Below are 26,566 nucleotides of genomic sequence, written 5' to 3'. Positions count from 1 at the left end.
GAATGGCTCCAAACCCCATCAGGATGCAGGAAGATATGACTGTTCGTACGCGAATTGCCCCTTCGCCGACTGGAGATCCTCACGTAGGCACCGCCTACATCGCGCTTTTCAATCTCTGCTTTGCTCGTCAGCACGGCGGTGAGTTCATTCTGCGTATTGAGGATACCGATCGAGTTCGTTCCACCGATGAGTCGGAGCAGATGATCCTCGATTCACTGCGCTGGCTGGGCATTGAATGGAGCGAAGGTCCCGATGTGGGCGGGCCGCACGGCCCTTATCGCCAGAGCGAGCGCGGCGACATCTACGCTGAGCACGCCCAGCGATTGATCGATGCCGGCCACGCCTTCAAGTGCTACCGCACCAGTGAAGAACTGGACGAGCTGCGTGAGGCGCGCAAGGCGGCGGGCCTGCACCTGGCGCTCAAGCCGGCTGACCTGGCGCTGGATGCTGACGAGCAGGAGCGTCGTGAACGTGAAGGCATGCCCTATGTCGTTCGCATGACCGTGCCGGAGAGTGGCACCTGCGTGGTCGAAGACATGCTGCGTGGCAGTATCGAGGTGGACTGGGCCCAGGTCGACGCCCAGATACTGCTCAAGTCCGATGGTATGCCGACCTACCACCTGGCCAACGTGGTCGATGACCACCTGATGGGAATTACCCATGTGCTGCGTGGCGAGGAATGGATCAACTCGGCACCCAAGCATCAGCTGCTCTACGAGTATTTCGGTTGGGACATGCCGGCGCTATGCCACATGCCGCTGCTGCGCAACCCGGACAAGTCGAAGCTGTCCAAGCGCAAGAACCCGACCTCGATCAACTATTACCGGCGTATGGGCTTCCTGCCTCAGGCGGTGCTGAACTATCTCGGTCGTATGGGCTGGTCGATGCCCGACGAGCGTGAGAAGTTCTCCCTTGAGGAGATGATTGCCAACTTTGATATCCAGCGGGTGTCATTGGGGGGGCCGGTCTTTGATCTGGAGAAGCTCACCTGGCTCAACGGCGTTTACCTGCGTGAGGACCTGGATGACCAGGCCTTCCTCAAAGCACTGATGGATTGGGCTTTCAATGAAGGCTATGTCAATCAGATCCTGCCTCAGGTGAGAACCCGGGTAGATACTCTGTCGGATGTGGCGCCTCTGGCGGGGCACTTCTTCTCCGGTCTGCCGGATATCGATGAGTCCAGCTTCGAGAGCGTCAAGCTCGAGCGGGAAGAACTGGTGCGTCTACTGCAGTTCCTCGTCTGGCGTCTGGAAGGCGTGTCCAGTTGGAACAAGGAAGCGCTGCTGGCCGAGGTCAAGTTGCTGTGTGAATACTTCGATCTCAAGATGAAGGCCTTTCTTGCCCCGGTATTCATCGCCGTGACGGGTTCTGCTTCCAGTACCTCGGTCATGGATGCCATGGCAATTCTGGGGTCCGACATGACTCGAGCGCGGCTCAGATACGCCATCAACGTACTGGGTGGGGTGTCCAAGAAGCAGGCCAAACGCTTCGAGAAGGAGTATAGGGAACTGGGCTAGTCTTCGAAGCTACGAGCTACGAGCTACGAGCTACGAGCCCTGGGCTGCGTTTGGCAGCTAGTGACTCGTAGCTTGTAACTCGGCGCTTAAAGGGGTTGACCTTCCCCGGCCTTATCAGTAAGATACGCCCCGTCTTCACGAGATATGGGGCCTTAGCTCAGCTGGGAGAGCGCGACACTGGCAGTGTCGAGGTCAGCGGTTCGATCCCGCTAGGCTCCACCAACCATTCTCGTGAGATTCTGCGTCCCATTCGTCTAGTGGTCCAGGACACCGCCCTTTCACGGCGGGAACAGGGGTTCGAACCCCCTATGGGACGCCACTTCTCTTTCCTGATAATTCCTGTGATCGTGCCTTTCTGGTGCAGCGATGAGCGATACCTCGTGTGTCGTAATGTATCATGTGGATAAGTTTGCCTTGATTTGTGAGTGGTTTTCATTCAGCGATGAAAATCAGAGCAAATTGATCTTTGCAGCTTGACAGTCCGCTGGAATTGTCCACTCCCTGCCATATTTCTTGCGTTTTTAATGCATTAATCCTCATGCCTCCTCCTTTTCGCCTGATGTTGAAAATTATCCTTTATTTACAACGAGTTATGTTAGGTTAAAAATTAACCAATCTAAGCTCCCGCCCGTGTTCATGGCGATTCAGGGGCGGTTTCGAGGGGTTGTGAACAGGGTTATCCACAGAAAGTGTGGAAAACGCTCGGAGAGGGGGCAGGAGGCCGACACTGGCCGGGTTATGCACAGCGTCGGCGGGGTGTGAGGCTACCTCAAGCGAGGTATAGGCTTCAGGTGTTGCTGTTTCGGCGTAGGCGCTTCAGTAGCGAGGACGTGTCCCAGCGTCCACCACCCATGCTCTGAATGTCTGCGTAGAACTGATCCACCAGAGCGGTGACCGGTAGCTGTGCTTCGAGCTCGCGGGCCTGGGTGAGGCAGATGTCCAGGTCCTTGCGCATCCAGTCCACGGCGAAGCCGTGTTGATAGTGGTCGTCGATCATGGTGGCGTGACGGTTTTCCATCTGCCAGGAGCCGGCCGCCCCCTTGCTGATGACGTCGATCACGCGGTGCTGGTCCAGTCCTGCCTGTTCTGCAAAGTGCAGGCCCTCGGCGAGCCCCTGTACCAGGCCAGCGATGCAGATCTGGTTGACCATCTTGGTCAGTTGGCCGCTGCCGGCTGGCCCCATCAAGGTGACGGCTCGGCCATAGTGCTCGAGCACCGGGCGGGCAGCACCGAAGTCCTCTTCCTGGCCACCACACATGATGGTCAGGGCGCCGTTCTCGGCACCTTGCTGGCCGCCGGAAACCGGAGCGTCGATAAAGCCGACGCCGTGGTCGCGGCATGCCTGATCCAGCTCCTCGGCCAGTGTCGCGGAGGCCGTTGTGTGGTCGATCAACAGGCTGCCAGCGGCCAGTCGGGACAGTACGCCATCGTTGCCCAGGGTTACCTGGCGGACATCGTCATCGTTGCCGACGCACATCATGACCAGGTCGGCCCCATCGGCGGCGGCTGCAGGGGTGGGGTGATGGCTGCCGCCATGTTCATCGCTCCAGGCCTGGGCTCTGGCGGAGGTGCGGTTGTAGACCCGGACCTCCAGGCCGGCGCGGGCCAGGTGCCCGGCCATTGGATAACCCATGACGCCCAGGCCGATAAAGGCAACCTTCGATATTGTGCGGCTCATTGTGTTCTCCTGGCATGATGTGAAAGGAGTGGTGAGGAAAGCGATCTGTTGCGATGCGAATCGAGCGGGTCTTGATGAGGTGGTTTGTGCAATGTGTACAGGTTGGTTTGTCCGCCCAGCATAGCGTGAAGCAGGGGAGGGCTTCACCAGTGCGACTGGTTGCGGCGGTAAGGCGTAGTCCGAAACGACGGAAGCCGCCCTGAGGGGCGGCTTCCGAGAGAGCGCTATTAATCAAATAGCTCATCCTGATCGATTTGATTGTCGTCCGCACCACACTGGCGCAGATGCGCGGATCTGCTGGTGTGGTGCGGTCTCGCGTCGGCCTGATGGACGACGGCGGCACGTCCCTGTGCCGCCATTAACCCAACATGAAAGCATGCCGGGTTAATAACCAATGCAGGTAGCTCCTGAAGATTACTCTGCAGGGTAGTCGCGTTTGGTATAGCCGGTATAGAGCTGGCGTGGGCGGCCGATCTTGTAGCTGTCGCTGATCATCTCGTGCCAGTGGGAGATCCAGCCAATGGTGCGTGACACCGCGAAGATCACGGTGAACATGTTGGTCGGGATGCCCATGGCCTTGAGAATGATGCCGGAATAGAAGTCGACATTCGGGTACAGCTTGCGCTCGATGAAGTACTCGTCTTCCAGTGCGATCTGTTCGAGGCGCTTGGCGATCTTGAGCTGCGGGTCGTCTCCCAGTCCAAGCTCGTCCAGAACTTCATCACAGGTTTCCTTCATCACTTTGGCGCGCGGATCGAAGTTGCGATAGACGCGGTGACCGAAGCCCATCAGCTTGAAGGGGTCATCCTTGTCCTTGGCCTTGTCGATGAAACGCTGGATATTTTCCTCGGAGTCGTCACCGATCTCGTCCAGCATCTTGAGGACTGCTTCATTGGCGCCGCCGTGAGCAGGGCCCCATAGCGCGGCGATACCTGAACTGATGCAGGCGAAGGGGTTGGCGCCGGTGGAGCCTGCCAGGCGAACCGTGGAGGTCGAGGCATTCTGCTCGTGGTCGGCATGGAGCATGAAGATGCGATCCATGGCCTTGGCGTAGACCGGGTTGATCTCGTAGGGCTCGCAGGGATTGCTGAACATCATGTAGAGGAAGTTCTCAGCATAGTTCAGATCGTTGCGTGGATAGTTGAACGGCTGGCCGATGTTGTACTTGTAGGACATCGCCGCGATGGTCGGCATCTTGGCAATCAGGCGGATGGCGCTGATTTCGCGATCTTCCTGCTTGGTGATGTCGAGGTGATCGTGATAGAAGGCTGCCAGGCCGCCAACGACGCCGCACAGGATGGACATCGGGTGGGCATCGCGACGGAAGCCCTTGAAGAAGTTGGCGAGCTGCTCATGCACCATGGTGTGCATGCGGATGCGTGCCTCGAAATCCTTGTACTGCTCTTCGGAGGGCAGTTCGCCGAACAGCAGCGCGTAGCTCATTTCGACGAAGTTGGAATGCTCGGCCAGTTGCTCGATGGGATAGCCGCGGTGGAGGAGGACGCCTTTCCCGCCATCGATGTAGGTAATGGCTGACTCGCAGGAAGAGGTGGCCATGAAACCGGGGTCAAAGGTGAAGAGGCCCTCGGCACCCAGTCCGCGCACATCGATAACATCAGGGCCTGCGGTGCCGGAGTAGATCGGAAGCTCGATCGGTTTCTCCAGACCATCCACCGTCAGGGTCGCTTTTCTGTCAGCCATGCCAGGCCTCCTTATGTGTTCGATATGGAGCGATAAGTTGTCATTTCTCACTAACGTGCCAGCGAAATGGGTCCCGCTCGGCGAAAAAGGTTCGCCCACTATAGAAGCGTTCCAGATATTGTCAATTCTCCGATCGCCATCCCCTGGGTGTACTTTGTTGCTGGCTTTGTACAATACTTGTAGAGAATATGATGCTATGCACCATAGCATGAATTGTGGCAGTGCAGCATCTTGACGGTCAGGCAGAATTATGCCGTTTCGTCTGGAAATTCTCTGGAAGCGACTGAGAACCACTCCGCATATGCCATTTGTCATGACCAGGCCATGTCCCTATAATTCAGGCCGCGACTGGCAGGAACAGGAGGCCGTGTCCAACTTCCTGGTTGGCACGCAAGCGCCCTTCCCGAAACCACCGCCCGCTCGGGCCTCAGGCCCGCATGTCGTAGAGTGGGCCAAGAGAGTGTGTAGAGAGCCGTGAATAGCAAACGACCCGTAAACCTGGATCTATCCACGATCCATTTCCCCCTTCCCGCCCTGACGTCGATCACGCACCGTATTACCGGCGTCATCCTCTTTGTCGGCCTGATCTTTGGGTTCTGGGCGCTGGACGCGTCGCTGTCATCCCCCGAGGGGTTTGAAGCGGTGCGCAACGCGCTGGCCCATAATTTTCTCGCCAAACTGGTTGCCTGGGGCCTGCTGTCCGCTCTGGCATTCCACTTTGTGGCCGGCTGCAAGCACTTCATCATGGACGCCAATATCGGCGTGTCGCTTGAAGGTGGCGTAAAGAAGGCGCAGATCACTATCGTGGCAAGCGCTGTACTGATCGTTCTGGCGGGAGTCTGGGTATGGTAACCAATATCACGAGTTTCAGCCGTAGCGGCCTGTCCGACTGGATCATTCAGCGTGCCAGTGCCCTTGTCATGGCAGTTTATACGGTATTCCTGGTGGTGTATCTGCTGCTGCACCCGCAGCTCGACTATGCCACCTGGAGCGGGCTCTTCCAACAGACCTGGATGCGCATCTTCTCCCTTCTGGCGTTCGTATCTCTTGCGGCGCACGCATGGATTGGCCTGTGGACGGTAACCACCGACTACATCAAGCCAACGGCGATTCGCGTCTCTGCTCAATTCGCCATCATCTTTGCCATCTTCGTGTTCCTGGTCTGGGGCATCCAAGTGCTGTGGGGAGCCTGATTTATGTCTAATATGCGTACTTTGACCTTTGATGCGATCATCATTGGTGGTGGTGGAGCCGGCATGCGTGCTGCGCTGGAGCTGGCCAAGTCCGGCAAGAAGACCGCCGTGCTGTCCAAGGTCTTCCCGACTCGCTCACACACTGTTTCCGCTCAGGGCGGTATCACCTGTGCCATTGCCTCGGCCGACCCCAATGATGACTGGCGCTGGCACATGTATGACACCGTCAAGGGCGGCGATTACATCGCCGACCAGGATGCTGCCGAGTACATGTGTTCGGAAGGTCCGAAGGCGGTGTTCGAACTTGAGCACATGGGCCTGCCGTTTTCGCGCTTCGACAACGGTCGTATCTACCAGCGGCCTTTCGGTGGCCAGTCCAAGAATTTCGGTGAAGGCGGCCAGGCGGCCAGGACCTGTGCGGCGGCAGACCGTACCGGTCATGCGCTGCTGCATACCCTTTACCAGAACAACCTGAAGAACAACACCACCTTCCTCAACGAGTGGTATGCCGTTGACCTGGTGAAGAATGCCAACGGTGACGTGGTCGGCTGCATCGCCATGGACATCGAGACCGGTGAAGTTGTTCACGTGAAATCCAAGGCCACGGTGCTGGCCACTGGTGGTTCCGGTCGTATCTATGCGTCCACCACCAATGCCCTGATCAATACCGGCGATGGTATCGGTATGGGTCTGCGTGCTGGCGTGCCGATGCAGGACATGGAAATGTGGCAGTTCCACCCGACCGGTATCTACGGTGCCGGCGTGTTGGTGACAGAAGGCTGCCGCGGCGAGGGTGGTTACCTGATCAACAAGGACGGCGAGCGCTTCATGGAGCGTTACGCGCCGAATGCCAAGGACCTCGCGGGTCGTGATGTGGTGGCTCGCTCCATGGTCATGGAGATCCTTGAAGGTCGCGGTTGTGGTGAGAACGGCGACCATGTGCTCCTCAAGCTCGATCATCTCGGCGAGGAAGTCCTCGGCAAGCGTCTGCCGGGTATCGTTGAACTGTCCAAGACCTTTGCCCACGTGGACCCGGCCCGCGAGCCGATCCCGGTGGTGCCGACCTGTCACTACATGATGGGCGGGATTGCCACCAACATCCACGGCCAGGCCATCGCTCAGGATGCCGAGGGCAAGGACCACATCGTCAACGGTCTCTATGCCTGTGGCGAGGCTGCCTGTGTGTCTGTCCACGGTGCCAACCGTCTGGGCGGCAACTCGCTGCTCGACCTGGTGGTCTTCGGCCGTGCGGCAGGCATGTTCATCGAGAGCGCGCTCAATGAGGGGGTCGATTACCTCGACGCCAGCGAGTCCGACATCGAGTCTGCCATGAAGCGCATCAACCGCTGGAACGAATCCGAAGGCGGCGAGAGTGTGCCGGAGCTCAAGCGCGAGCTGCAGAACATCATGCAGACGGCCTTTGGTGTCTTCCGTGAAGAGAAGAACATGGTTGAAGGTGTGCAGAAGTTGGCTGAGCTGCGTGAGCGTGTCGCCAATGCACACCTCGAGGACAAGTCGGCGGCCTTCAACACCGCACGTATCGAAGCGCTGGAGCTGGACAACCTGATGGAAGTGGCAGAGGCGACAGCCATTGCTGCCCTGGAGCGCAAGGAAAGCCGTGGGGCTCACTCGCGCTACGACTACCCGGATCGTGACGATGTCAACTGGCTCAAGCACTCGATGTACTTCCCGAGTGAAAAGCGTGTCGGTCAGCGTGATGTCAATTTCGCGCCCAAGACCGTCGACAAGTTCGAGCCGAAAGTCCGTACATACTAAGGGGGGAGTCACATGTCCAAGCTTCAGGTATCCCTGTATCGCTACAATCCCGAGACCGACTCCGCTCCTTATATGCAGGAGTTTGAGGTCGACACTCAGGGCCGCGACATCATGGTGCTGAACCTGCTCGAGATGCTCAAGGAGCAGGATGCTACCGTCGCCTATCGTCGCAGCTGCCGTGAAGGTGTCTGCGGCTCCGATGGCATGAACATGAACGGCCGGAACGGTCTGGCCTGTATCACGCCGTTGTCGCATGTAGTCAAGAACAACAAGGTGGTGCTGCGCCCGCTGCCTGGTCTGCCGGTCATCCGTGACCTGGTGGTCGATATGGCGTTGTTCTACAAGCAGTACGAGCGCATTCAGCCATACTTGCAGAATGATACTCCGGCTCCGGCCATCGAGCGTCTGCAGTCGCCGGAAGAGCGTGACAAGCTTGATGGGCTCTATGAGTGTATTCTCTGTGCCTGCTGCTCCACGTCCTGCCCGTCGTTCTGGTGGAACCCGGACAAGTTTGTCGGCCCGGCCGGACTCCTGCAGTCCTACCGTTTCCTGGCGGACTCTCGGGACACGGCGACACGCGAGCGTCTTTCCGACCTGGAGGACCCGTTCTCGGTGTTCCGTTGCCGCGGCATCATGAACTGTGTCGCTGTTTGCCCGAAAGGGCTTAACCCGACTCGCGCTATCGGCAAGATTCGTGAGATGTTGCTGGCGAATGCCACTTAAATAGCAGCGCCGGGCTTGTTATCATATGTCCGGATCAGAGCGCGGCATAAAGTCGCGTCCTGGATCGGATCATGCTTCAGGAGCCGGTGCACTGCGCACCGGCTTTTGAGCATGGAGCAGGTCCAATCATGGCTAGCGCAAGTACGTTAGCGGCACAACGACAGGGCGCTCGACAAGAGTCAGTGCCACGGGTAGACGAAGGATCGGACGCCTCGCAAGGACGCCCGGGTCCCAGCGCCGCACCCAAGGCAAGACATGCGTCGAGCCCATACCACCCCATCAGTGCAGGGTGACCGAGAGATGCAACAAGGCATAATGGAGTTGATGTGGCGCTCCTCTCACGTAACCGGCAGCAATGTCCATTACGTGGAAGCGCTCTACGAGCAGTACCTCGACGACCCCGCCGCCGTTCCCGATGAATGGCGCGAGTATTTCGACCAACTACCCAGCCCCGACGGCTCGCCGTCCCAGGACTCCCCCCTTACGCCGATTCGTGACCAGTTCTACCAGCTTGGCAAGCAGCGTCGTACCGCCATTGCTGCAACGACAGGTGACAGTGAGGAGAACCGCAAGCAGGTCAAGGTTCTGCAGCTGATCAACGCCTATCGTTTCCGTGGTCATCAGAAGGCGAATATCGATCCGCTTGGTTTGCGCGATCCCAAGCCGGTGCCGGATCTCGATCTGTCCTTCCATCAGCTGTCGAAGTCGGACCTGGACACCAGCTTCCAGACCGGCTCCTTCTTCCTCGGTGAGGACGAAGCACCGTTGCGTGTCATCGTCGATGCCCTGGAGCAGACCTACTGTCGCTCCATTGGCTGCGAATTCATGCACATCGTCGATACCGAGGAAAAGCGTTGGCTGCAGCAGCGTTTCGAGGCCGTTCGCTCGAAACCACCGTTCACCGAGGACATGCGCAAGCACGTTCTGGAGCGTGTCACCGCCGCTGAAGGCCTCGAGTCCTATCTGGCCTCCCGCTATCCCGGGACCAAGCGCTTCGGTCTCGAGGGTGGTGAGTCCTTCATTCCGATGATGGATGAGTTGATCCAGCGGGCCGGCGGCTATGGCACCAAGGAAGTGGTTATCGGTATGGCCCACCGTGGCCGCCTTAACGTGCTGGTCAATATCCTTGGCAAGAACCCTTCGGAATTGATCGATGAGTTCGATGGCAAGAAGCTGATCGAACGAGGCTCCGGTGACGTCAAGTATCACCAGGGCTTCAGTTCCAATGTCATGACGCCGGGCGGCGAGGTTCACCTGGCGATGTCCTTCAACCCCTCGCACCTCGAAATCGTGGCGCCGGTGGTTGAGGGGTCGGTGCGTGCCCGCCAGGATCGTCGCAACGATGACGAAGGTGGCAAGGTGTTGCCGATCAATGTGCATGGCGATGCGGCCTTCGCCGGTCAGGGCGTGGTCATGGAGACATTCCAGATGTCCCAGACTCGTGCCTACAAGACGGGTGGCACGGTACATATCGTCATCAACAACCAGGTCGGCTTCACTACCTCGCACCCGCTGGATGCTCGTTCCACCGAGTACTGCACGGACATCGCCAAGATGGTTCAGGCACCGATCCTGCACGTCAACGGCGATGACCCGGACGCGGTGTTGCATGTCACCCAGGTGGCACTCGACTATCGTCAGCAGTTCAAGAAGGACGTGGTCATCGATCTGGTCTGCTACCGTCGTCGTGGCCACAACGAAGCGGATGAGCCTTCCGGCACCCAGCCGTTGATGTACAAGAAGATCAAGAGCCATCCTTCATCGCGTGCGTTGTATGCTCAGCGCTTGATCAAGGAAGGGGTGATCACCGAGGAAGCCGACAAGGCACTGGTCGAGAAGTATCGCGATGACCTGATGGCCGGCAACCACGTCGCCAATGCGCTGGTGCAGGAGCCCAACACGTCGCTGTTCGTCGACTGGAAGCCCTATCTCGGCCACGAGTGGACCGGCCATGCCGATACCACCGTCGATATGAAGCGCCTGCAGCAGTTGGCGGCGAAGATGTGCGAAGTGCCCGATGGTGTCACTGTCCAGCGTCAGGTGGCCAAGATCTATGAAGATCGCCGCAAGATGCAGGGCGGTGGTCTGGCGCTCAACTGGGGCTTTGCCGAGACGTTGGCCTACGCCACTCTGATCGACGAGGGACATCCGATTCGTCTGACCGGTCAGGATGTGGGACGGGGTACCTTCTCCCACCGTCATGCCGTCATCCACAACCAGAAGGATGGCTCGGTGCATGTGCCGTTGCAGCACATGTCCGATGGTCAGCCGGCATTCACCATCCATGACTCCTTCCTCTCGGAAGAAGCCGTGCTTGCCTTCGAATATGGCTACTCGACCACCATGCCCAATGCGCTGGTGATCTGGGAGGCCCAGTTCGGCGACTTCTTCAACGGCGCTCAGGTGGTGGTCGATCAGTTCATCTCCTCCGGCGAGACCAAGTGGGGCCGTCTGTGTGGCCTGACCATGCTGCTGCCTCATGGCTTCGAAGGGCAGGGGCCGGAACACTCCTCGGCACGTCTCGAGCGTTTCCTGCAGCTGTGCGCCGAGCACAATATGCAGGTGTGTGTACCGACAACTCCGGCGCAGATCTTCCACCTGCTGCGTCGCCAGGTCATCCGCCCGTTGCGCAAGCCGCTGGTGGTGATGTCGCCGAAGAGCCTGCTGCGCCACAAGGAAGCGGTATCCAGCCTTGAGGATCTGGCGCAAGGCAGCTTCCAGATGGTTCTGTCGGATCAGGGCAAGCGCGATGCCAGCAAGGTCGAGCGCGTTATCATGTGCTCGGGCAAGGTCTACTACGATCTCGCCAACTGGCGTGAAGAAAACCTGCGTGACGACGTGGCCATTGTACGCGTCGAGCAACTCTACCCCTTCCCGAAGGAGGAGCTGTTCGAAGCCATCAAGGACTACACCAACGCCACGGATATCGTGTGGTGTCAGGAAGAGCCGCTCAACCAGGGCGCCTGGTACTCTATGCAGCATAACCTGCGTAGCGTGGCGGACATGCTCCAGAGTGGTTATGGCATGCAGCTGAAGTTTGCCGGTCGCCCGGCCTCCGCGGCACCCGCCGCCGGCTATATGTCCGTTCACACCGAACAGCAGCGCCAGTTGGTCGAAGACGCCTTCAACCTGTAAGGCAACGACCCGGGACGAGAGAAGAGAAACCAAGGAAATAACATGGCTACCGAGATCAAGGCACCAACCTTTCCGGAATCCGTTGCCGAAGGCACTGTGGCCGCCTGGCACAAGAAGCCGGGTGATAGCGTCGAGCGTGATGAGCTGATTGTCGAGATCGAAACCGACAAGGTGGTGCTCGAAGTACTGGCCGCCGAGTCAGGCACCCTGGCCGAAACGCTGGTGGAAGAAGGCGATACCGTGGAGTCCGAGCAGATTCTGGGGCGCATCGGTGAAGGCGGTGGTGCAGCAGCGAAGTCCGAGGACAAGCCTGCAGCAGAAGACAAGCCTGCTGCGGCTTCCGGTGACGACAAGAAGGCCGCTCAGGGCGGCGGTGAGAAGGTTGATGTCAAGGCACCGACCTTCCCCGAGTCGATCCAGGAAGGCACTGTGGCCACCTGGCACAAGAAGGTGGGCGAAGCCGTCAAGCGTGACGAAGTACTGGTCGACATCGAGACCGACAAGGTGGTTCTCGAGGTTGTCGCACCGGCAGATGGCGCGCTGGTCGAGATCAAGGCGGAGGAGGGCTCTCAGGTCGAGTCCGAGGCGCAACTGGCTGTGTTCCAGGCGGGTGCCGGCGGTGGTGCCGCCGATACTGCTGATCAGGAGCCGCCCAAGGCCAGCGCCGACGATGGTGACAGCGACCAGGAAGTTGGCGGCAAGATCGTCGCTCCTGCTGCTCGCAAGCTGATTGCCGAACACGACCTCGATGTATCCGCCATCAAGGGCACAGGCAAGGACGGTCGCGTGCTCAAGGAAGACGTGCTCAAGGCGGTCAAGGAAGGTAGCGCGAAGAAGAGTGCAGCGCCGGCAGCCAAGGCCAGCGCCGCTGCCGCACCGGCTGTCGAGGGTGAACGTCCCGAGAAGCGCGTGCCGATGAGTCGTTTGCGTCAGACCATCGCCAAGCGTCTGGTACAGGCCCAGCAGACCGCGGCCATGTTGACCACCTACAACGAGGTCGACATGGGGGCAGTGATGGAGCTGCGTGCCCAGTACAAGGACACCTTCCTCAAGGCACACGACGTCAAGCTCGGCTTCATGGGCTTCTTCGTCAAGGCGGCATCCGAGGCACTCAAGCGCTACCCCGATGTGAACGCGTCCATTGACGGTACCGATATCGTCTATCACGGCTACCAGGACATCGGTGTGGCGGTATCCACCGAGCGTGGTCTGGTGGTGCCGGTACTGCGCGATACCGACAGCATGAAGATTGCTGACGTCGAGAAGGGCATTGTCGATTTCGGCAAGCGTGCTCGTGACGGCAAGCTCGGCATCGACGAGATGCAGGGCGGCACTTTCACCATCACCAACGGCGGGATCTTCGGGTCACTGATGTCTACGCCGATCCTGAATCCGCCGCAGACCGCGATCCTCGGCATGCACAAGATCCAGGAACGTCCGATGGCGGTGAACGGCAAGGTCGAGATCCGTCCGATGATGTATCTGGCGCTGTCCTACGACCACCGCATGATCGATGGCAAGGACGCAGTGCAATTCCTGGTAACGCTCAAGGAACTGCTCGAGGATCCGGCTCGCCTGCTGCTGGAAATCTAACGTTTTCGTTGCACCGGCACCGACAGGGACTGTCTGCAACAGTGAAACAACAGGCTGCAGACTGTCTGCAACAGTGAAAGAACAGGAGCCAACATGGCCGACAAGTTTGATGTGATCGTCATTGGTGCGGGCCCCGGTGGCTACGTTGCCGCCATCCGTGCAGCCCAGATGGGGCTGAAGACGGCCTGTGTCGAGAAGTGGATCGGCAAGGACGGCAAGGTCGCTCACGGCGGTACTTGCCTCAATGTGGGCTGTATTCCGTCCAAGGCTCTGCTCGAGGCTTCTCACAAGTTCGTCGAAGCCAAGCATGACTTCGATGACATGGGGATCCAGGCGGGCGACGTCCAGATGGACGTCAAGAAGATGATCGCCCGCAAGGACAAGATCGTGAAGAATCTGACCGGTGGTATTGCCGGGCTGTTCAAGGCCAATGGGGTCACCGCGATCGAAGGCACTGCCAAGGTCACGGCGAAGGACAAGGTCGAGGTGACTGACCTCGACGGCAAGGCGTCCACCTACGAAGCCTCCAATATCGTGATTGCGGCAGGCTCCGTGCCGGTCGAGATTCCGCCGACGCCGCTGACTGACGATCTCATCGTCGACTCCACTGGTGCGTTGGAGTTCCAGGAAACGCCCAAGCGTCTTGGCGTGATCGGTGCCGGTGTCATCGGCCTCGAGCTGGGTAGCGTGTGGAATCGTCTGGGCAGTGAAGTGACGGTTCTTGAAGCACTGGACAGCTTCCTGCCGATGGTCGATACCGCCATTGCCAAGGAGACCCAGAAGCTGCTCAAGAAGCAGGGGCTGGATATCAAGCTGAATGCCCGCGTGACCGGTTCCGAGGTCAAGGGCAAGGAAGTCGTCGTCAAGTACGAGGACAGCGAAGGCGAGAAGGAAATTACCTTCGACAAGCTGATTGTCTGTGTCGGTCGTCGCCCCTACACCAAGGGTGTGGTTGCCGATGGTCTGGGCATCGAACTGGACCAGCGTGGATTCATCCACGTCGACGATCAGTGCCGTACCAGCGTGCCGGGCGTCTACGCCATCGGCGACTGTGTACGTGGCCCGATGCTGGCCCACAAGGCATCCGAGGAAGGGATGATGGTGGCTGACATCATCGCCGGTCACAAGGCGCAGATGAACTACGACGCCATCCCCAGTGTCATCTACACCTTCCCGGAAGTGGCATGGGTCGGTATGACCGAGCAGGACGCCAAGGCGGCCGGTATCAAGGTCAAGACCGGTAGCTTCCCGTTTGCCGCCAGTGGCCGTGCCATGGCCAACAATGCTACCGAAGGTCAGGCCAAGGTCATCGCCGATGCGGAAACCGATCGTGTGCTGGGCATGCACATTGTTGGTCAGCATGCCGGTGAGATGATCGCTCAGGGTGTGATCGCCCTGGAGTTCGGCTCCAGCGCCGAGGATCTGGCGCTGACCTGCTACGCGCACCCGACCATGTCGGAAGCTGTCCACGAAGCCGCTCTGGCGGTGGAAGGGCATGCTATCCACATGGCCAATCGCAAGAAGCGCTAGTCGTACAACAAGCGTCATCGATGATGTCGAGAGCCCGCTCTGGTTGCGGGCTCGTCGGTTTTCCCTCGGTGGCGCATCACTTCCGGCGAAGTACCGGAGGTGGTCGGTGGCGGCCATTGAATCAACTCCATGGAGATGGGTCAGGTCGCCGTTCGAGTCACATGCAACCAATGGCATGAATCGATGAACCTTCACGAGTATCAAGGCAAACAGCTGTTTGCCGACTATGGTCTGCCTGTTTCCAAGGGCTTTGCAGTCGATACCCCCGACGAGGCTGCTGAGGCCTGCAAGAAGATCGGCGGTGAGATGTGGGTGGTCAAGGCACAGGTCCACGCTGGTGGCCGCGGCAAGGCTGGCGGCGTCAAGCTGGTCAAGAGCGCCGAAGAAGCCAGAGCGTTCGCCGAGCAGTGGCTGGGCAAGAACCTGGTGACCTTCCAGACGGATGAGAACGGTCAGCCGGTGTCTCGTATCCTGGTCGAGAACTGCACTGATATCGCCAACGAGCTGTATCTCGGCGCTGTTGTCGATCGCGGCACCCGTCGTGTGGTCTTCATGGCCTCCACCGAGGGTGGTGTCGAGATCGAGAAGGTCGCTGAGGAAACTCCCGAAAAGATCCTCAAGGCCGAGATCGACCCGCTGGTCGGCGCACAGCCGTACCAGGCCCGTGAACTGGCCTTTGCTCTGGGTCTGAAGGGCGAGCAGGTCAAGCAGTTCACCAAGATCTTCCTGGGTCTGTCGCGCATGTTCCACGACAAGGATCTGGCGCTGCTCGAGATCAATCCGCTGGTGATCACCGAAGAAGGCAACCTGCACTGCCTCGACGCCAAGATCAACCTGGATGGTAACGCGCTGTATCGCCACCCGGATCTGGTGGAAATGCGTGATCCGTCTCAGGAAGACGAGCGTGAAGCTGAAGCGGCCAAGTGGGAGCTCAACTACGTTGCGCTCGACGGCAACATCGGCTGCATGGTCAATGGCGCGGGCCTGGCCATGGGCACCATGGACATCGTCAACCTGCACGGTGGCAAGCCGGCCAACTTCCTCGACGTTGGCGGTGGTGCGACCAAGGAGCGCGTGGCAGAGGCCTTCAAACTGATCCTCTCCGACGACAACGTCAAGGCCGTACTGGTCAACATCTTCGGCGGTATCGTGCGTTGCGACATGATCGCCGAGGGCATTATCGGTGCCGTTGAGCAGGTTGGTGTCAACGTACCAGTCGTGGTGCGTCTGGAAGGTACCAACGCCGAACTGGGCGCCGAGAAGCTGGCCTCCAGTGGTCTGAACATCATCGCTGCCAAGAGCCTCACCGATGCGGCTCAGCAGGTCGTCAAGGCAGCGGAGGGCAAGTAATGAGTATCCTGATCGACAAGAACACCAAGGTCATCTGCCAGGGCTTCACTGGCGGCCAGGGGACCTTTCACTCCGAACAGGCCATCGCCTACGGTACACAGATGGTCGGTGGTGTGACTCCGGGCAAGGGCGGCCAGCAGCATCTTGGCCTGCCGGTGTTCAACACCGTCAAGGAAGCCGTTGAGCAGACCGGCGCTGAAGCCAGTGTGATCTACGTTCCTGCGCCGTTCTGCAAGGATTCCATCCTGGAAGCGGCCAATGCCGGCATCAAGCTGATCGTCTGCATCACTGAAGGCATCCCGACGCTCGACATGCTCGACGTCAAGGTCAAGTGTGACGAGCTGGGTGTGCGCCTGATCGGCCCGAACTGCCCCGGTGTCATCACTCCGGGTGAGTGCAAGATCGGCATCATGCCGGGCCATATCCACAAGCCCGGCAAGGTCGGTATCGTGTCACGCTCCGGTACCCTGACCTATGAAGCGGTCAAGCAGACCACTGATCATGGCTTCGGTCAGTCCACCTGTGTGGGCATCGGCGGCGACCCGATTCCGGGCTCCAACTTCATCGACATCCTCGAGATGTTCGAGAAGGATCCAGCCACTGAAGCCATCGTCATGATCGGCGAGATCGGCGGCACCGCCGAGGAAGAGGCAGCAGCCTTCATCAAGGAGAACGTCAGCAAGCCGGTCGTCTCCTACATCGCTGGTGTAACGGCTCCTCCCGGCAAGCGCATGGGCCACGCTGGCGCGATCATCGCCGGTGGCAAGGGCACTGCCGACGAGAAGTTTGCAGCGCTGGAAGCTGCAGGCGTCAAGACCGTGCGTTCACTGGCCGAGATCGGTGATGCACTCAAGGAAGCGACTGGCTGGTAATAACTGCCGTTTCGCGTTCTGAAAAGGCCACCTTCGGGTGGTCTTTTTTGTTTTCAGTCCCAGCCACGAGTGATGAGCTACGAGCACGCTACGCTCGAGCAGGTAAACCCAGCCATGAGTGACGAGCTACGAGCACGCTACGCTCGAGCAGGTAAACCCAGCCACGAGTGACGAGCTACGAGTACGCTACGCTCGAGCTTGAACCCCGAACCCCGAACCCCGAACCCCGAACCCCGAACCCCGAACCCCGAACCCCGAACCCCGGGGAAATGCGCGGAACTGTTGGTTTGGCGATGAGCTGCTCGTAGCTCGCCGCTCGTGTCTCGAAGCTCAAGGACTTGCAGTCATCCTCTTCCGGTCCGAGAGCAGTCTGGATACCGATAGCGCAAATACCGGCGCTCCCGCAAGCAGGTACAGGTGGTAGCTGACCAGTCGCCAGATGACCACGGCAGCAGCAGCTTGATCGCGATCCATGACCGGCAACAGTAGAGCTCCCACACTAACCTCTGCTGCTCCAGCACCACCGGGCAGGATACTCAACTGGCTGGCCGCCATGGACAGCATCTGTACCAGAAATGTCCAGGCCCAGTCGGCGTGACCACCCACGCCAAGTACCGCCAGGTACAGCAGGCTGTAGCGCAGTAACCAGTGAGCACAGCACAGCAGGAAAATGGAAATCAGGATATGAGGTGGCAGACGTAGGGTAACGACCAGCGCGTGACGACAGCGCAGTAGCCGCCGGACCAGCCAGCGACGTCGGCGTGGGCCGGGCCAGTGCAGCGAGGGTTGGCGGCGCAGCAGGCGGGGCAGAAATGCGACCACCAGACCGAGAGTGAGTATCACCGCCACCAGCCCGATCAGTGCTCCTTCGATCAAGGCCTGATGAGGCCAGTTCAGATCGCCGGGCGTTGTCCCCCATAGTGTTAGAGCAAGCAGCAGCGTCAGGATCAGGGTGAAGAACAGCATGTCGCAGCCCTGATCAACAAGAAATACGGCCGAGGCCCGCGAAGGTGGATAGCCACGCCTTGCCAGTAACCACAGCAGAGTGGCCGCACCACCACTGCCTCCAGGAGTGGCGCATAGCGCGAACTTGGCAGCCATTTCGATGGAGAGGGCTCCTGTCTGGCCGAGATGGCCGGCGCGTCCGGCCAGCATCAGTCTCAGCCGCGCCGCATTGATATTCCAGCACACCACGGCAATGGCCACCATCAGCAGTAACAAGGAAGCGGGAAAGCCGACGACCATCGCCACGGTGCCATCGCCACCCAGCCACCAGGGCAACAGTAGGGAGATACTGATGCCCAGCAGCAGAAGCAACGCCTGAAAGGACCGCCAACGCAGGGGAGAGCCCAGACGTTCAGCCATAGCGCCGGTGTGTTTCACTGCCGAGGTCAACGAGATCTTCATAATGGTGCAGTAGCTGTTCCATGACCCGGTCCCAATCGAAGTGCCGCTCGACATGCCGGCGAGCATGGCGCCCGCTGGCTGCGATGTCATTGGAGAACAGTGCTTCGGTGGCTTCGGCCATGGCATCAGGGTCGAGTGGTTGGCAGAGGACTCCCCCGCCCAGTGGAACGTTCTCGATCAAGGCACCGGCACGGGCGCCGATCACCGGAATGCCACTGGCCATGGCTTCCAGGGCGATCAAGCCAAAGGTCTCGCGGGTGCCGGCGTGCAGCATGGCATCGCTGCTGGCGAGGGCGCGAGCCACTTCATGGGTGCCGCAGCAGCGATCGATGACGGTGACATTGGATGGCACACTGCGCGGCATGCCGGGCCCCATCAGCAACAGGTGCCAGGGATGCCCGAGGCGTGCCATGGTTGCCAGCAGGACGTCGATATTCTTCTCCCGAGAGAAACGGCCGACAAAGATCAGCAGGCGCGTCTGTGGATCCAGACCCAGTCGTTTGCGCAGGGATGGATCGTGCTTGTCGGGATGAAATGATGCGAGGTCGACGCCAAGGGGTTGAACGCGAACCCGGGGCAGACCCCAGGCGAGCAGGCGATCGGCCATGGCCTGGCAGGGAGCCATGACGCTATCGAAACGGCTGTAGAGATCGACGACATAACGCTCAAGGCGTTGCTGTACCACAGAGCCGAAGCGATCCCCCATCAGGCGTGGCAGGTCCGAGTGATAGAAACCTACCACCGGCACGCCGAGTCGTTGCCCCGCATCCAGCGCCGCCCAGGCGGTGACATAGGGATCACCCGCTTCGATCAGGTCGGGATTCAACTCCAGCAAGGCATCCCGCCATCCGCGGCGGCGCAAGGGAAAACGATAGCCCTGGCCCAGCGGGAGCTTGAGTGATGGCAAGGTGTGATGATCGCCGAGACTATCGCGCTCCGCACCGGGAACCAGCAGGCTGGTACGTAGTTCCGGAAAACGTGAGAACACCCGATGCTTGGCCTGCAGATAAGTACGTACCCCACCACTGGCCGGGGCATGGAACATGGTGATATCGGCAATGTGCACGGGTTCCTCCTGAACCTGCCGCGAACGATGTCACTAGCCTATGGCGCTTGTGCGACAGTTTTACGACAGTGGCGGTCGTCTTGTCCCGGTGTATTCAGGAATCGAATGCCAGGCATTTGAAAATATCTCTGGAGCACGTCTCGTACATTTCCTAGCGTGGGCAGGCGTTCAAGTCGCAATCCATTCATGGCTGCATAAATGACAATCAAGGAAATAAAAGTGAACCAGATGAATGAATTGAGTCGTCGAGGGTTTCTCAATGCGACCGGTAAACTCTCTGTCGCCTGCGCCGTGGCTGGAGTGAGTGGAGGAGCACTGGCGGGAGAGGCGAGCCAGACACAACAGACCAGTCCGGTCGGAGGCTCGGAGAGGCTGCGGGATGCGATCACTGACAGTCACTACTATCTGAGTGATGTCAGACTGGAAGATGGCTTCGAGTACGATGGCGAGACCGTGGTGAGCACGCGGACGGCGCTGTACAGCCTGGAAATCAAGGATGGCAGGATCGTCAATATCATTGCCGATGGTGGTAGCCTGGATGCCAGTCTGCCGCATTACAGCGCCCAGGGGCGACTGGCACTGCCGGCCACCCGTGACATGCACATTCATCTGGACAAGACGTTCTATGGCGGCGCCTGGCGAGCGCCTCGTTCACGCCAGGGCAAGGACATTGGCGACATGATCCGTCTGGAGCAGGAGTTGTTGCCGCAACTACTGCCGACGTCCCGGGAGCGGGCAGAGGCCTTGATCGCGCTGCTGCAGTCTCACGGTAGTACGGTAGCGAGGAGCCACTGCAACATTGATCCCGTCAGTGGCCTGAAAAGCCTCGAGCACCTCCAGCAGGCACTGGAAAATCAACGCGATGGCTTTTCCTGCGAGATCGTGGCCTTTCCTCAGCACGGTCTGCTCCGCTCCAATGTCGATGGGTTGATGAGGGAGGCGATGCAGATGGGAGTGCAGTATGTCGGGGGGCTGGATCCCACCAATGTCGATGACCATATGGAAAGGTCTCTGGATGCAATGTTCCAGATCGCCATCGATCATGACGCCGGGATTGATATTCACCTTCACGAGACCAGTCCGTCAGGGGCGGCAGCAATCCGTTACATGATGGATACGGTGGAGGCCAACCCCGACCTGGCAGGCAAGCTGACCATCAGTCATGCCTTTGCGCTGAGTACCATGGATGCAGGAGAGGTGGACGAACTCGCGACCCGCTTTGCGCAACAGCAGGTCACGATTGCCTCTACCGTACCGATCGGTGGGCTGGTGATGCCATTACCGACGCTGTATGCCAGAGGTGTCGATGTGATGACGGGGACCGACAGTGTCATTGACCATTGGTCTCCCTTCGGAACCGGTGATGTGATCACCAAGGCCAACCTCTACGCCCAGTTGTATGGCGCCATCGACGAGTTTGCGCTGTCGCGTTCGCTGACGATTGCTACTGGAGGTGTGCTGCCTCTCGATGACGAAGGAAGACGTCAGTGGCCAGCGTCTGGAGACGATGCACGGTTCATGTTGACCGATGCCAGCTGTTCCGCCGAAGTGGTGGCTCGTGTCTCACCACGCCAGGCGACCTTTCATGATGGTCGACTGGTGGCCGGCGCGGTGTGGCAGGCCTGAAGCCATGAGCACGGGGGGAGGGCACTCCCGCCCCTGACGGGACTGGAGGCTGATAAAGCAACGGCGGCCATTGGCCGCCGTTGGAGGAAGGTGGTGCCGGGGCGCAGATCAGGCCTCCGGGCGAGCCACCAGCGAGCGGGTTTCCTCGCGCGCCTCGGTCAGGGCAACCCGAATGACATCGCCCAGCTTGTAGCGTTCCTCGCTCTCGATCTGGATGCGTCCTTCCTTGTCATCCACCACGACCTTGGTGCGGTCGCTGTGCATCAGCGGGGCCGGGACAAAGGCTGTGGCACCGTTGGCGGTAAGTCGCACGCGCATACCGCCGCGATTGATGGCAATGATCTCGGCCTCGAACACATCACCGGACTTTGCCGCCGGTGTCAGGTAGCGCACATACAGCCAGTCCTTGACGTCCCGCTCGGCCATGCGATTGAGGCGGCGACGTTCAGTGAGCTGCTCGGTGAGCTGCAGGGTGGCTTCAGGCGGTGCCTGTTCGCCCTTGAGCACCCGCTTGATCAGGCGGTGGTTGACCATGTCGCCATACTTGCGGATCGGGGACGTCCAGGTGGCATAGGCGGGCAATCCCAGGCCGAAGTGCGGGCCCGGCTGTGCCGACATGCTGGTGAAGCCCTGGAACTTGCGCAGGCGGGCATCCAGCCAGGCATCGTCACGGCTCTCCAGCGCGCGCTTGAGTTCCTTGTAGCGATTCAGTTCGGTCAGCGCCTCGCGCTCGACCTCGATCTGCTGAGTGGCCAGGAAATTCTGGGCGGCTTCGGCCTTGTCTTCCTCGAAGGCGCGGTGCACGTTGAAGATGCCGTGGCCGACATGCTGGGCCAGTAGATCGGCACAGCAGGCGTTGGCAGCGATCATCGACTCTTCAATCATGCGGTTGGCAATCCGCCGCTCCTCAATACGAACGCCCTGGATGTTGCCGGCCTCGTCCAGATCGAACACGTAATCGGGGCGATCCTTGAATACCAGAGCATGCTCCGCACGCCAGCCACTGCGGGCTTCGGTCAAGTCGCGCAGGGCCTTGAGCTGGGTGCCGATACTGTCGCTGCTCGGAGTCCAGTCGCCGTTGCCTTCCAACCAGTCGGAAACCTGGTCGTAGACCAGACGTGCATGGGAGCACATGGTGGCGGCAAAGAAGCGATAGTCGCCCAGGCTGCCGTCGGCGTTGATATCCAACTGGCAGGCCAGAACCGGACGCTGCTGGTTCTCGTGGAGTGAGCACAGGTCGTCGGCCAACTGTTCCGGCAGCATGGTGACGTTCTGTCCGGGCAGGTAGACGGTGAAGGCACGGGTTCGTGCCTCGAGGTCGGCAGCATGGCCTTCCTCGACATAGGCCGTGGGGTCGGCAATGGCCACGCTCAGTGTCCAGCCGCCCTGTTCGCGAGCGGTGATGCTCAGGGCATCGTCCATATCGCGAGTCTTCTCACCATCGATGGTGAAGAAGGGCACTTCCGTCAGATCCTCTCGGGTGAGCCCCTCGTCACGCAGCGGCCAGTCGGTACCGGCATCCGGGCAGTCCTGTTCAAGGGCGTGACGCGCCAGGGTAACGCGCCAGGGCACGGCAGGGTTGTCGACCCGGGCCACCAGTTCGTCAATCTGAGCGAAGAAGGCACGGTCGTCCGGCTTGAGCGGATGACGCACCAGACGGGCCACCACCCAGTCTCCGTCGCTGAATTCCTGCCCCTCGAGATTACGTTTGAGCCGCGCCTTGAGGACATTGCGCACCGAAGGGTGATCGGGAACCACTGCCAGCTTGCCTTCGCGGTTCTGCACGCGGGCAATGAAGCGTCCCATGCTGGTTTCGATGAGCGTATCGGGCTCCACTGACTTGCGTTCGCCTTCCTCGTGGAGGACGGCCTCGACGCGGTCTCCGTGGAGCACCTGCTTCATGGCGGGCGGCGGCACGAAGAAGGACTCGCCGTCGTCGGTTTCAAGAAAGCCAAAGCCCTTTTCGGTGGCTTTGATGACACCCGTGACACGCGGCGTGGTGTCACGAATCTGTTGCTTTAGCTGAGCCAGCAAGGCGTTGTTCTGCAGCATGATCAAGATCGAGTGGCGAGAGGTAAGGGGGCCACTATACGGATAGATCGGGCGTGGGCCAAACCCTCTGGATCGGTCGACGGCAAATCAAGATGTTGGCGCTGGGATTCTGGAGGTAAACAGCGCTTGTCCGTAAGAACCCTGAGCAACGCTGTCTACTGAAGGCGGAGGTAACGTCAGAGTGCTGAGCCATGTCGCTGAGCCAGGTCATTGGCATGCGCGTTTCGACTAAGGTGGTAATAGATTGGTATTCAATTGGTATTGTAGTGGGTCTATAGTGGATCCATTCAACGCTGTCTGAGATGTCTTCATGGATCCGCGATTCGAACGACTGAAACTGGACGCATCCCTGGCCACGCCGCTGTATCTGCAACTGGCGCGTCAGTTGGAGCTGGAAATTCGCTCCGGTGAGTGGCGTGCCGGAGAGGCCCTCCCTTCAGAGAGAAATCTTGCCGAGGCGCTGTCGGTCTCGCGCATCACGGCGCGCAACGCTCTCGACCAGTTGGCCGAGAGCGGCCTGATTCGCCGGGATCGAGGTTCCGGCACCTTCATTCGCCCCAGCGTCAACCAGTCACTGACGCGCCTGGTGAGTTTCAGCGAGATGCTCACCAGGCGAGGTTTCACTCCGCGTTCTGAGTGGTTGCTTCGTGATATGGACTGGCCGAGTAGCGAGGAAAGCCTGCGTCTGGGCCTCTCGGCCAATGCTCAGGTGGCACGCCTCAAGCGCTTGCGCCTGGCCGATGATGTGGTGATGGCAGTGGAGGAAAGCTGTCTGCCGGTCAGCGTGCTGCCCGAGCCGCAGAGTGTCGAAACCTCGCTCTACAAGTGGCTCGAAGCGGCAGGCCGACCGATCACCAGAGCGCTGCAGCATGTCACCGCGATCAATGCCGATGAGAATCTGGCGCGGCTGGCCGATGTACCTGCCGGTCAGGCGCTGCTCAAGATCACACGAGTCGGGTACCTGGCCGACGACACGCCAGCGGAGCTGACCGTGACTTACTGCCGTACCGATTACTACGACTTCACCGTCGAACTGGCCCGATAGGAGATCCTCATGACCATGCCCGCAGCCGACCCACATGGACGTGGGAAGTGCGATTGTCTGCCGGGAGCAGACATAGCCGACCCACATGGACGTGGGAAGTGCGATTGTCCGCCGGGAGCAGACATCGTCCTCCGCGGCAATATCCTGACCCCCGATGGCTGGCGCCTGGGAGAGCTGCGTGTCGAGGCCGGACGTATCACCGAGATCAGCGGTGAGCCGGTCGATCCGACGAGCAATGATCTGCCGCGTCTGGTGCCGGGCTTCATCGATCTGCATGTCCATGGTGGCGGTGGTGCGGATGTCATGGAAGGACATGCTGCCGTGGCCACTCTGGCCCGCACCCATTTGCGCTTTGGCACCACCAGCCTGCTGGCCACCACCATGACCGCCCGGGAACCCCAGGTGCGGGAGGTGTTGGCCGAGATCGCTCGCTATATCGACACTCAGCCGACCCTTACCTCGCAGGGGGGGGCTTCGCGAGTACTGGGCGTGCATCTGGAAGGACCCTATATCAATCCGGGCAAGCTCGGTGCTCAGCCTGGGCATGCTCAGGTTGCGACCATCGAGACACTCGATGAGCTGTTGGCGATCGTGCCCATTCCGTTGATCACATTGGCCCCTGAGGTTGCCGGTCATGAGTTGGTGATCGGCCATTTGGCCGCGAGGGGAGTGCGAGTGCAGATTGGCCACACCCTTGGCAGCTACGAGGACGGGGTGGCGGCGCTGGAGCGGGGCGCCTGTGGCTTCACCCATCTGTTCAATGCCATGACTGGTCTTCACCACCGCAAGCCGGGCATGGTCGGAGCGGCACTCGCCCATGCAGAGTACGCCGAGCTGATTCCGGATCTGCTGCATGTCCATCCCGGCGCGATTCGCGCGGCTCTGCGCTCGATTCCGAAGTTGTTCGCCGTGACTGATTCGACCGCAGCCGCTGGCATGCCGGATGGCGACTACAAGTTGGGTGAACAGGCGGTGACCAAGTGCCTGGGAGGCGTACGTCTGGCTGACGGCACCCTGGCCGGCAGCACACTGACCATGGATCAGGCATTGCGCAATCTGGTGCAGATTGGACTGACACTGGAAGAGGCCTCTCACCGCCTGTCGCGCTATCCCGCCGATTTCCTCGGTCGCGATGACATTGGCCGCCTGGCCTGTGGTGCCCGCGCCGATGTTGTCACCCTCGATACCGAACTCAATCTCGTGGCTGTCCATGTGGATGGCTGCCATGTGTCAGGAGACGTCCATGTCCCTCATGCTTGAAGAGGCGCTGAATGCGCCGGAACGCCTGCGTGGCCAGTTGACCCGCAATCAGCCGATGCTGGCTGACCTTGGTGCTCGACTGCGCTCGGAAGATCCCTCCTCCGTGGTGACTGTGGCTCGTGGCAGTTCCGATCATGCCGCCAGCTATCTTGCCTACCTGTGCATGCAGACCCGGGGTATTCCGGTCGCTTCGCTGCCGCCTTCCCTGTCGACACTATCCCGTGCGCCCTGGCGCCTGAAGGGGCAGTTGTCGGTGGCCATCTCCCAGTCCGGCCAGAGCCCGGATCTGGTGGCCAGCCAGAAGGCACTCCAGGCCGGTGGCGCTACCACCATTGCCATGGTCAACACCCCCGAATCGCCACTGGGCAAGTCCAGCGATGTCGAGGTTCCATTGTTTGCAGGCGAGGAGCGTAGTGTCGCGGCGACCAAGAGTTATCTCGCCACCCTGTCGGCAGCCGCTCAACTGCTGGCGCACTGGAATGAGAGCTCACTGCTGCTGAGTGCGTTGTCCGAGCTGCCCGACCGACTGGTCGAGGCGGGGACACAGGACTGGAGTGCTGCCGTCGAAGGGCTCAAGGACTGCGACCGACTGATGGTTATCGGGCGGGGCGCGGGGCTGGCGATTGCCCAGGAGGCAGCGCTCAAGTTCAAGGAAACCTGCTCCATTCAGGCCGAGCCGTTCAGCGGTGCAGAGGTTCGTCATGGCCCCATGGCGCTGATCGAGCCGGGATATCCCGTGCTGGTGTTTGCACCGCCCGGTGCCGAGCAGGCCGGCCTGCTGGAACTGGCGGAATGGCTGGAAAGCGTTGGCGCTCGGGTGTTGCTGGCGGCGGATGAGAGTGTGGCAAAGCGCCACCTGACCCTGGCCGATGCTGGCCACGAGGCGCTGCAACCGCTGTCGGTCATCCAGAGTTTCTACCCCATGGTGGCGCATCTTGCCGCAGCACGTGGCATCAACCCGGATCAGCCACGCCATCTGCGCAAGGTCACCTGCACGCTCTAGCGTGGTGCCGAGCCGGAGCCCGTCTCTGGCCCGAGGATT

Annotated in this window: 20 protein-coding genes and 2 tRNA genes; 16 read left to right on the top strand and 6 right to left on the bottom strand. The window is 60.1% G+C overall.

Going from position 1 to position 26,566, the window contains the following annotated elements; genetic code table 11:
• Positions 1–35: 35 nt before the first annotated feature.
• The 3 genes from gltX (at position 36) to BUE38_RS20810 (ending at position 1,836) form a co-directional block, all read left to right on the top strand.
• Entirely contained in the window at positions 36–1,517 is a 1,482-nt protein-coding gene (gene gltX, locus BUE38_RS20820; protein WP_073437166.1) for a glutamate--tRNA ligase, read from the top strand.
• Between the two features lie 146 nt (positions 1,518–1,663).
• Positions 1,664–1,739: transfer RNA gene (locus BUE38_RS20815), tRNA-Ala, on the top strand.
• 21 nt (positions 1,740–1,760) lie between these two features.
• Positions 1,761–1,836: transfer RNA gene (locus BUE38_RS20810), tRNA-Glu, on the top strand.
• 468 nt (positions 1,837–2,304) lie between these two features.
• Here the strand turns inward: BUE38_RS20810 and BUE38_RS20805 are convergent.
• From BUE38_RS20805 to gltA, 3 genes are all read right to left on the bottom strand, one after another.
• Entirely contained in the window at positions 2,305–3,195 is an 891-nt protein-coding gene (locus BUE38_RS20805) for an NAD(P)-dependent oxidoreductase (protein WP_073437165.1), read from the bottom strand.
• A 227-nt stretch (positions 3,196–3,422) separates the two neighbouring features.
• The gene (locus BUE38_RS23390) at positions 3,423–3,554 is read right to left on the bottom strand and encodes a hypothetical protein (RefSeq protein WP_268762463.1); all 132 of its coding nucleotides are present in this window, start codon (positions 3,552–3,554) and stop codon (positions 3,423–3,425) included.
• 55 nt (positions 3,555–3,609) lie between these two features.
• Positions 3,610–4,896, bottom strand: coding sequence for a citrate synthase (gltA, locus tag BUE38_RS20800; protein ID WP_073437164.1), 1,287 nt, complete (start codon positions 4,894–4,896; stop codon positions 3,610–3,612).
• A gap of 474 nt (positions 4,897–5,370) precedes the next feature.
• On the opposite strand from gltA, the gene sdhC reads away from it, so the two are divergent.
• The 9 genes from sdhC to sucD all read left to right on the top strand — a co-directional run bounded on the left by sdhC (position 5,371) and on the right by sucD (position 17,068).
• The gene (gene sdhC / locus BUE38_RS20795; RefSeq protein ID WP_073437163.1) at positions 5,371–5,748 is read left to right on the top strand and encodes a succinate dehydrogenase, cytochrome b556 subunit; all 378 of its coding nucleotides are present in this window, start codon (positions 5,371–5,373) and stop codon (positions 5,746–5,748) included.
• Positions 5,742–6,089 carry a succinate dehydrogenase, hydrophobic membrane anchor protein gene (gene sdhD, locus BUE38_RS20790; protein ID WP_073437162.1) on the top strand — a complete coding sequence of 116 codons (348 nt, stop codon included), beginning with the start codon at positions 5,742–5,744 and terminating at the stop codon, positions 6,087–6,089. The genes sdhC and sdhD overlap by 7 nt, the downstream gene beginning before the upstream one ends.
• 3 nt (positions 6,090–6,092) lie before the next feature.
• Complete coding sequence (sdhA, locus tag BUE38_RS20785; RefSeq protein WP_073437161.1) at positions 6,093–7,865, top strand: succinate dehydrogenase flavoprotein subunit; 1,773 nt, start codon at positions 6,093–6,095, stop codon at positions 7,863–7,865.
• Between the two features lie 12 nt (positions 7,866–7,877).
• Complete coding sequence (locus tag BUE38_RS20780; protein ID WP_073437160.1) at positions 7,878–8,588, top strand: succinate dehydrogenase iron-sulfur subunit; 711 nt, start codon at positions 7,878–7,880, stop codon at positions 8,586–8,588.
• Positions 8,589–8,888: 300 nt separating this feature from the next.
• Entirely contained in the window at positions 8,889–11,723 is a 2,835-nt protein-coding gene (locus BUE38_RS20775; RefSeq protein ID WP_073437196.1) for a 2-oxoglutarate dehydrogenase E1 component, read from the top strand.
• Between the two features lie 42 nt (positions 11,724–11,765).
• A complete protein-coding gene (gene odhB, locus BUE38_RS20770) occupies positions 11,766–13,316 on the top strand; it encodes a 2-oxoglutarate dehydrogenase complex dihydrolipoyllysine-residue succinyltransferase (RefSeq protein WP_073437159.1) in 1,551 nt (516 codons plus the stop codon).
• A 93-nt stretch (positions 13,317–13,409) separates the two neighbouring features.
• Positions 13,410–14,846: a dihydrolipoyl dehydrogenase gene (gene lpdA / locus BUE38_RS20765; protein WP_073437158.1), complete on the top strand. Its 1,437-nt coding sequence runs from the start codon at positions 13,410–13,412 to the stop codon at positions 14,844–14,846.
• Positions 14,847–15,029: 183 nt separating this feature from the next.
• Complete coding sequence (sucC, locus tag BUE38_RS20760; protein WP_073437195.1) at positions 15,030–16,196, top strand: ADP-forming succinate--CoA ligase subunit beta; 1,167 nt, start codon at positions 15,030–15,032, stop codon at positions 16,194–16,196.
• Positions 16,196–17,068, top strand: coding sequence for a succinate--CoA ligase subunit alpha (sucD, locus tag BUE38_RS20755; protein WP_073437157.1), 873 nt, complete (start codon positions 16,196–16,198; stop codon positions 17,066–17,068). The genes sucC and sucD overlap by 1 nt, the downstream gene beginning before the upstream one ends.
• Before the next feature lie 330 nt (positions 17,069–17,398).
• On the opposite strand, the gene BUE38_RS20750 is transcribed toward sucD, so the two are convergent.
• Together BUE38_RS20750 and BUE38_RS20745 are read right to left on the bottom strand one after the other, a co-directional pair.
• Positions 17,399–18,433, bottom strand: coding sequence for a glucosaminyl phosphatidylglycerol flippase (locus tag BUE38_RS20750; protein WP_073437156.1), 1,035 nt, complete (start codon positions 18,431–18,433; stop codon positions 17,399–17,401).
• On the bottom strand, positions 18,426–19,541 hold the full coding sequence (locus BUE38_RS20745) for an N-acetylglucosaminyl phosphatidylglycerol synthase (RefSeq protein ID WP_073437155.1): 1,116 nt from the start codon (positions 19,539–19,541) through the stop codon (positions 18,426–18,428). Before BUE38_RS20745 ends, BUE38_RS20750 begins: the two co-directional genes overlap by 8 nt.
• Before the next feature lie 228 nt (positions 19,542–19,769).
• Between BUE38_RS20745 and BUE38_RS20740 the strand changes: the two genes are divergently transcribed.
• Entirely contained in the window at positions 19,770–21,167 is a 1,398-nt protein-coding gene (locus BUE38_RS20740; protein WP_234987135.1) for an amidohydrolase family protein, read from the top strand.
• A gap of 108 nt (positions 21,168–21,275) precedes the next feature.
• On the opposite strand, the gene BUE38_RS20735 is transcribed toward BUE38_RS20740, so the two are convergent.
• Positions 21,276–23,219, bottom strand: coding sequence for an exoribonuclease II (locus tag BUE38_RS20735; protein WP_073437153.1), 1,944 nt, complete (start codon positions 23,217–23,219; stop codon positions 21,276–21,278).
• Between the two features lie 310 nt (positions 23,220–23,529).
• Between BUE38_RS20735 and BUE38_RS20730 the strand changes: the two genes are divergently transcribed.
• The 3 genes from BUE38_RS20730 to BUE38_RS20720 are packed head-to-tail and all read left to right on the top strand — an operon-like array spanning position 23,530 to position 26,527.
• Entirely contained in the window at positions 23,530–24,264 is a 735-nt protein-coding gene (locus BUE38_RS20730) for a GntR family transcriptional regulator (RefSeq protein ID WP_073437152.1), read from the top strand.
• Positions 24,265–24,273: 9 nt separating this feature from the next.
• Positions 24,274–25,524 (top strand): N-acetylglucosamine-6-phosphate deacetylase, encoded by a 1,251-nt coding sequence (locus BUE38_RS20725; RefSeq protein WP_234987133.1) that lies wholly within the window; start codon positions 24,274–24,276, stop codon positions 25,522–25,524.
• Positions 25,508–26,527 carry an SIS domain-containing protein gene (locus BUE38_RS20720; protein WP_143166420.1) on the top strand — a complete coding sequence of 340 codons (1,020 nt, stop codon included), beginning with the start codon at positions 25,508–25,510 and terminating at the stop codon, positions 26,525–26,527. Before BUE38_RS20725 ends, BUE38_RS20720 begins: the two co-directional genes overlap by 17 nt.
• The last annotated feature ends 39 nt before the right edge of the window (positions 26,528–26,566 follow it).

Origin of the sequence: Halomonas cupida, from assembly GCF_900142755.1 — a bacterium.
Lineage (GTDB): Bacteria > Pseudomonadota > Gammaproteobacteria > Pseudomonadales > Halomonadaceae > Halomonas > Halomonas cupida.
The sequence above is the reverse complement of the archived record's forward strand: the minus strand, read 5'-3'. Positions and strand labels throughout refer to the sequence as shown.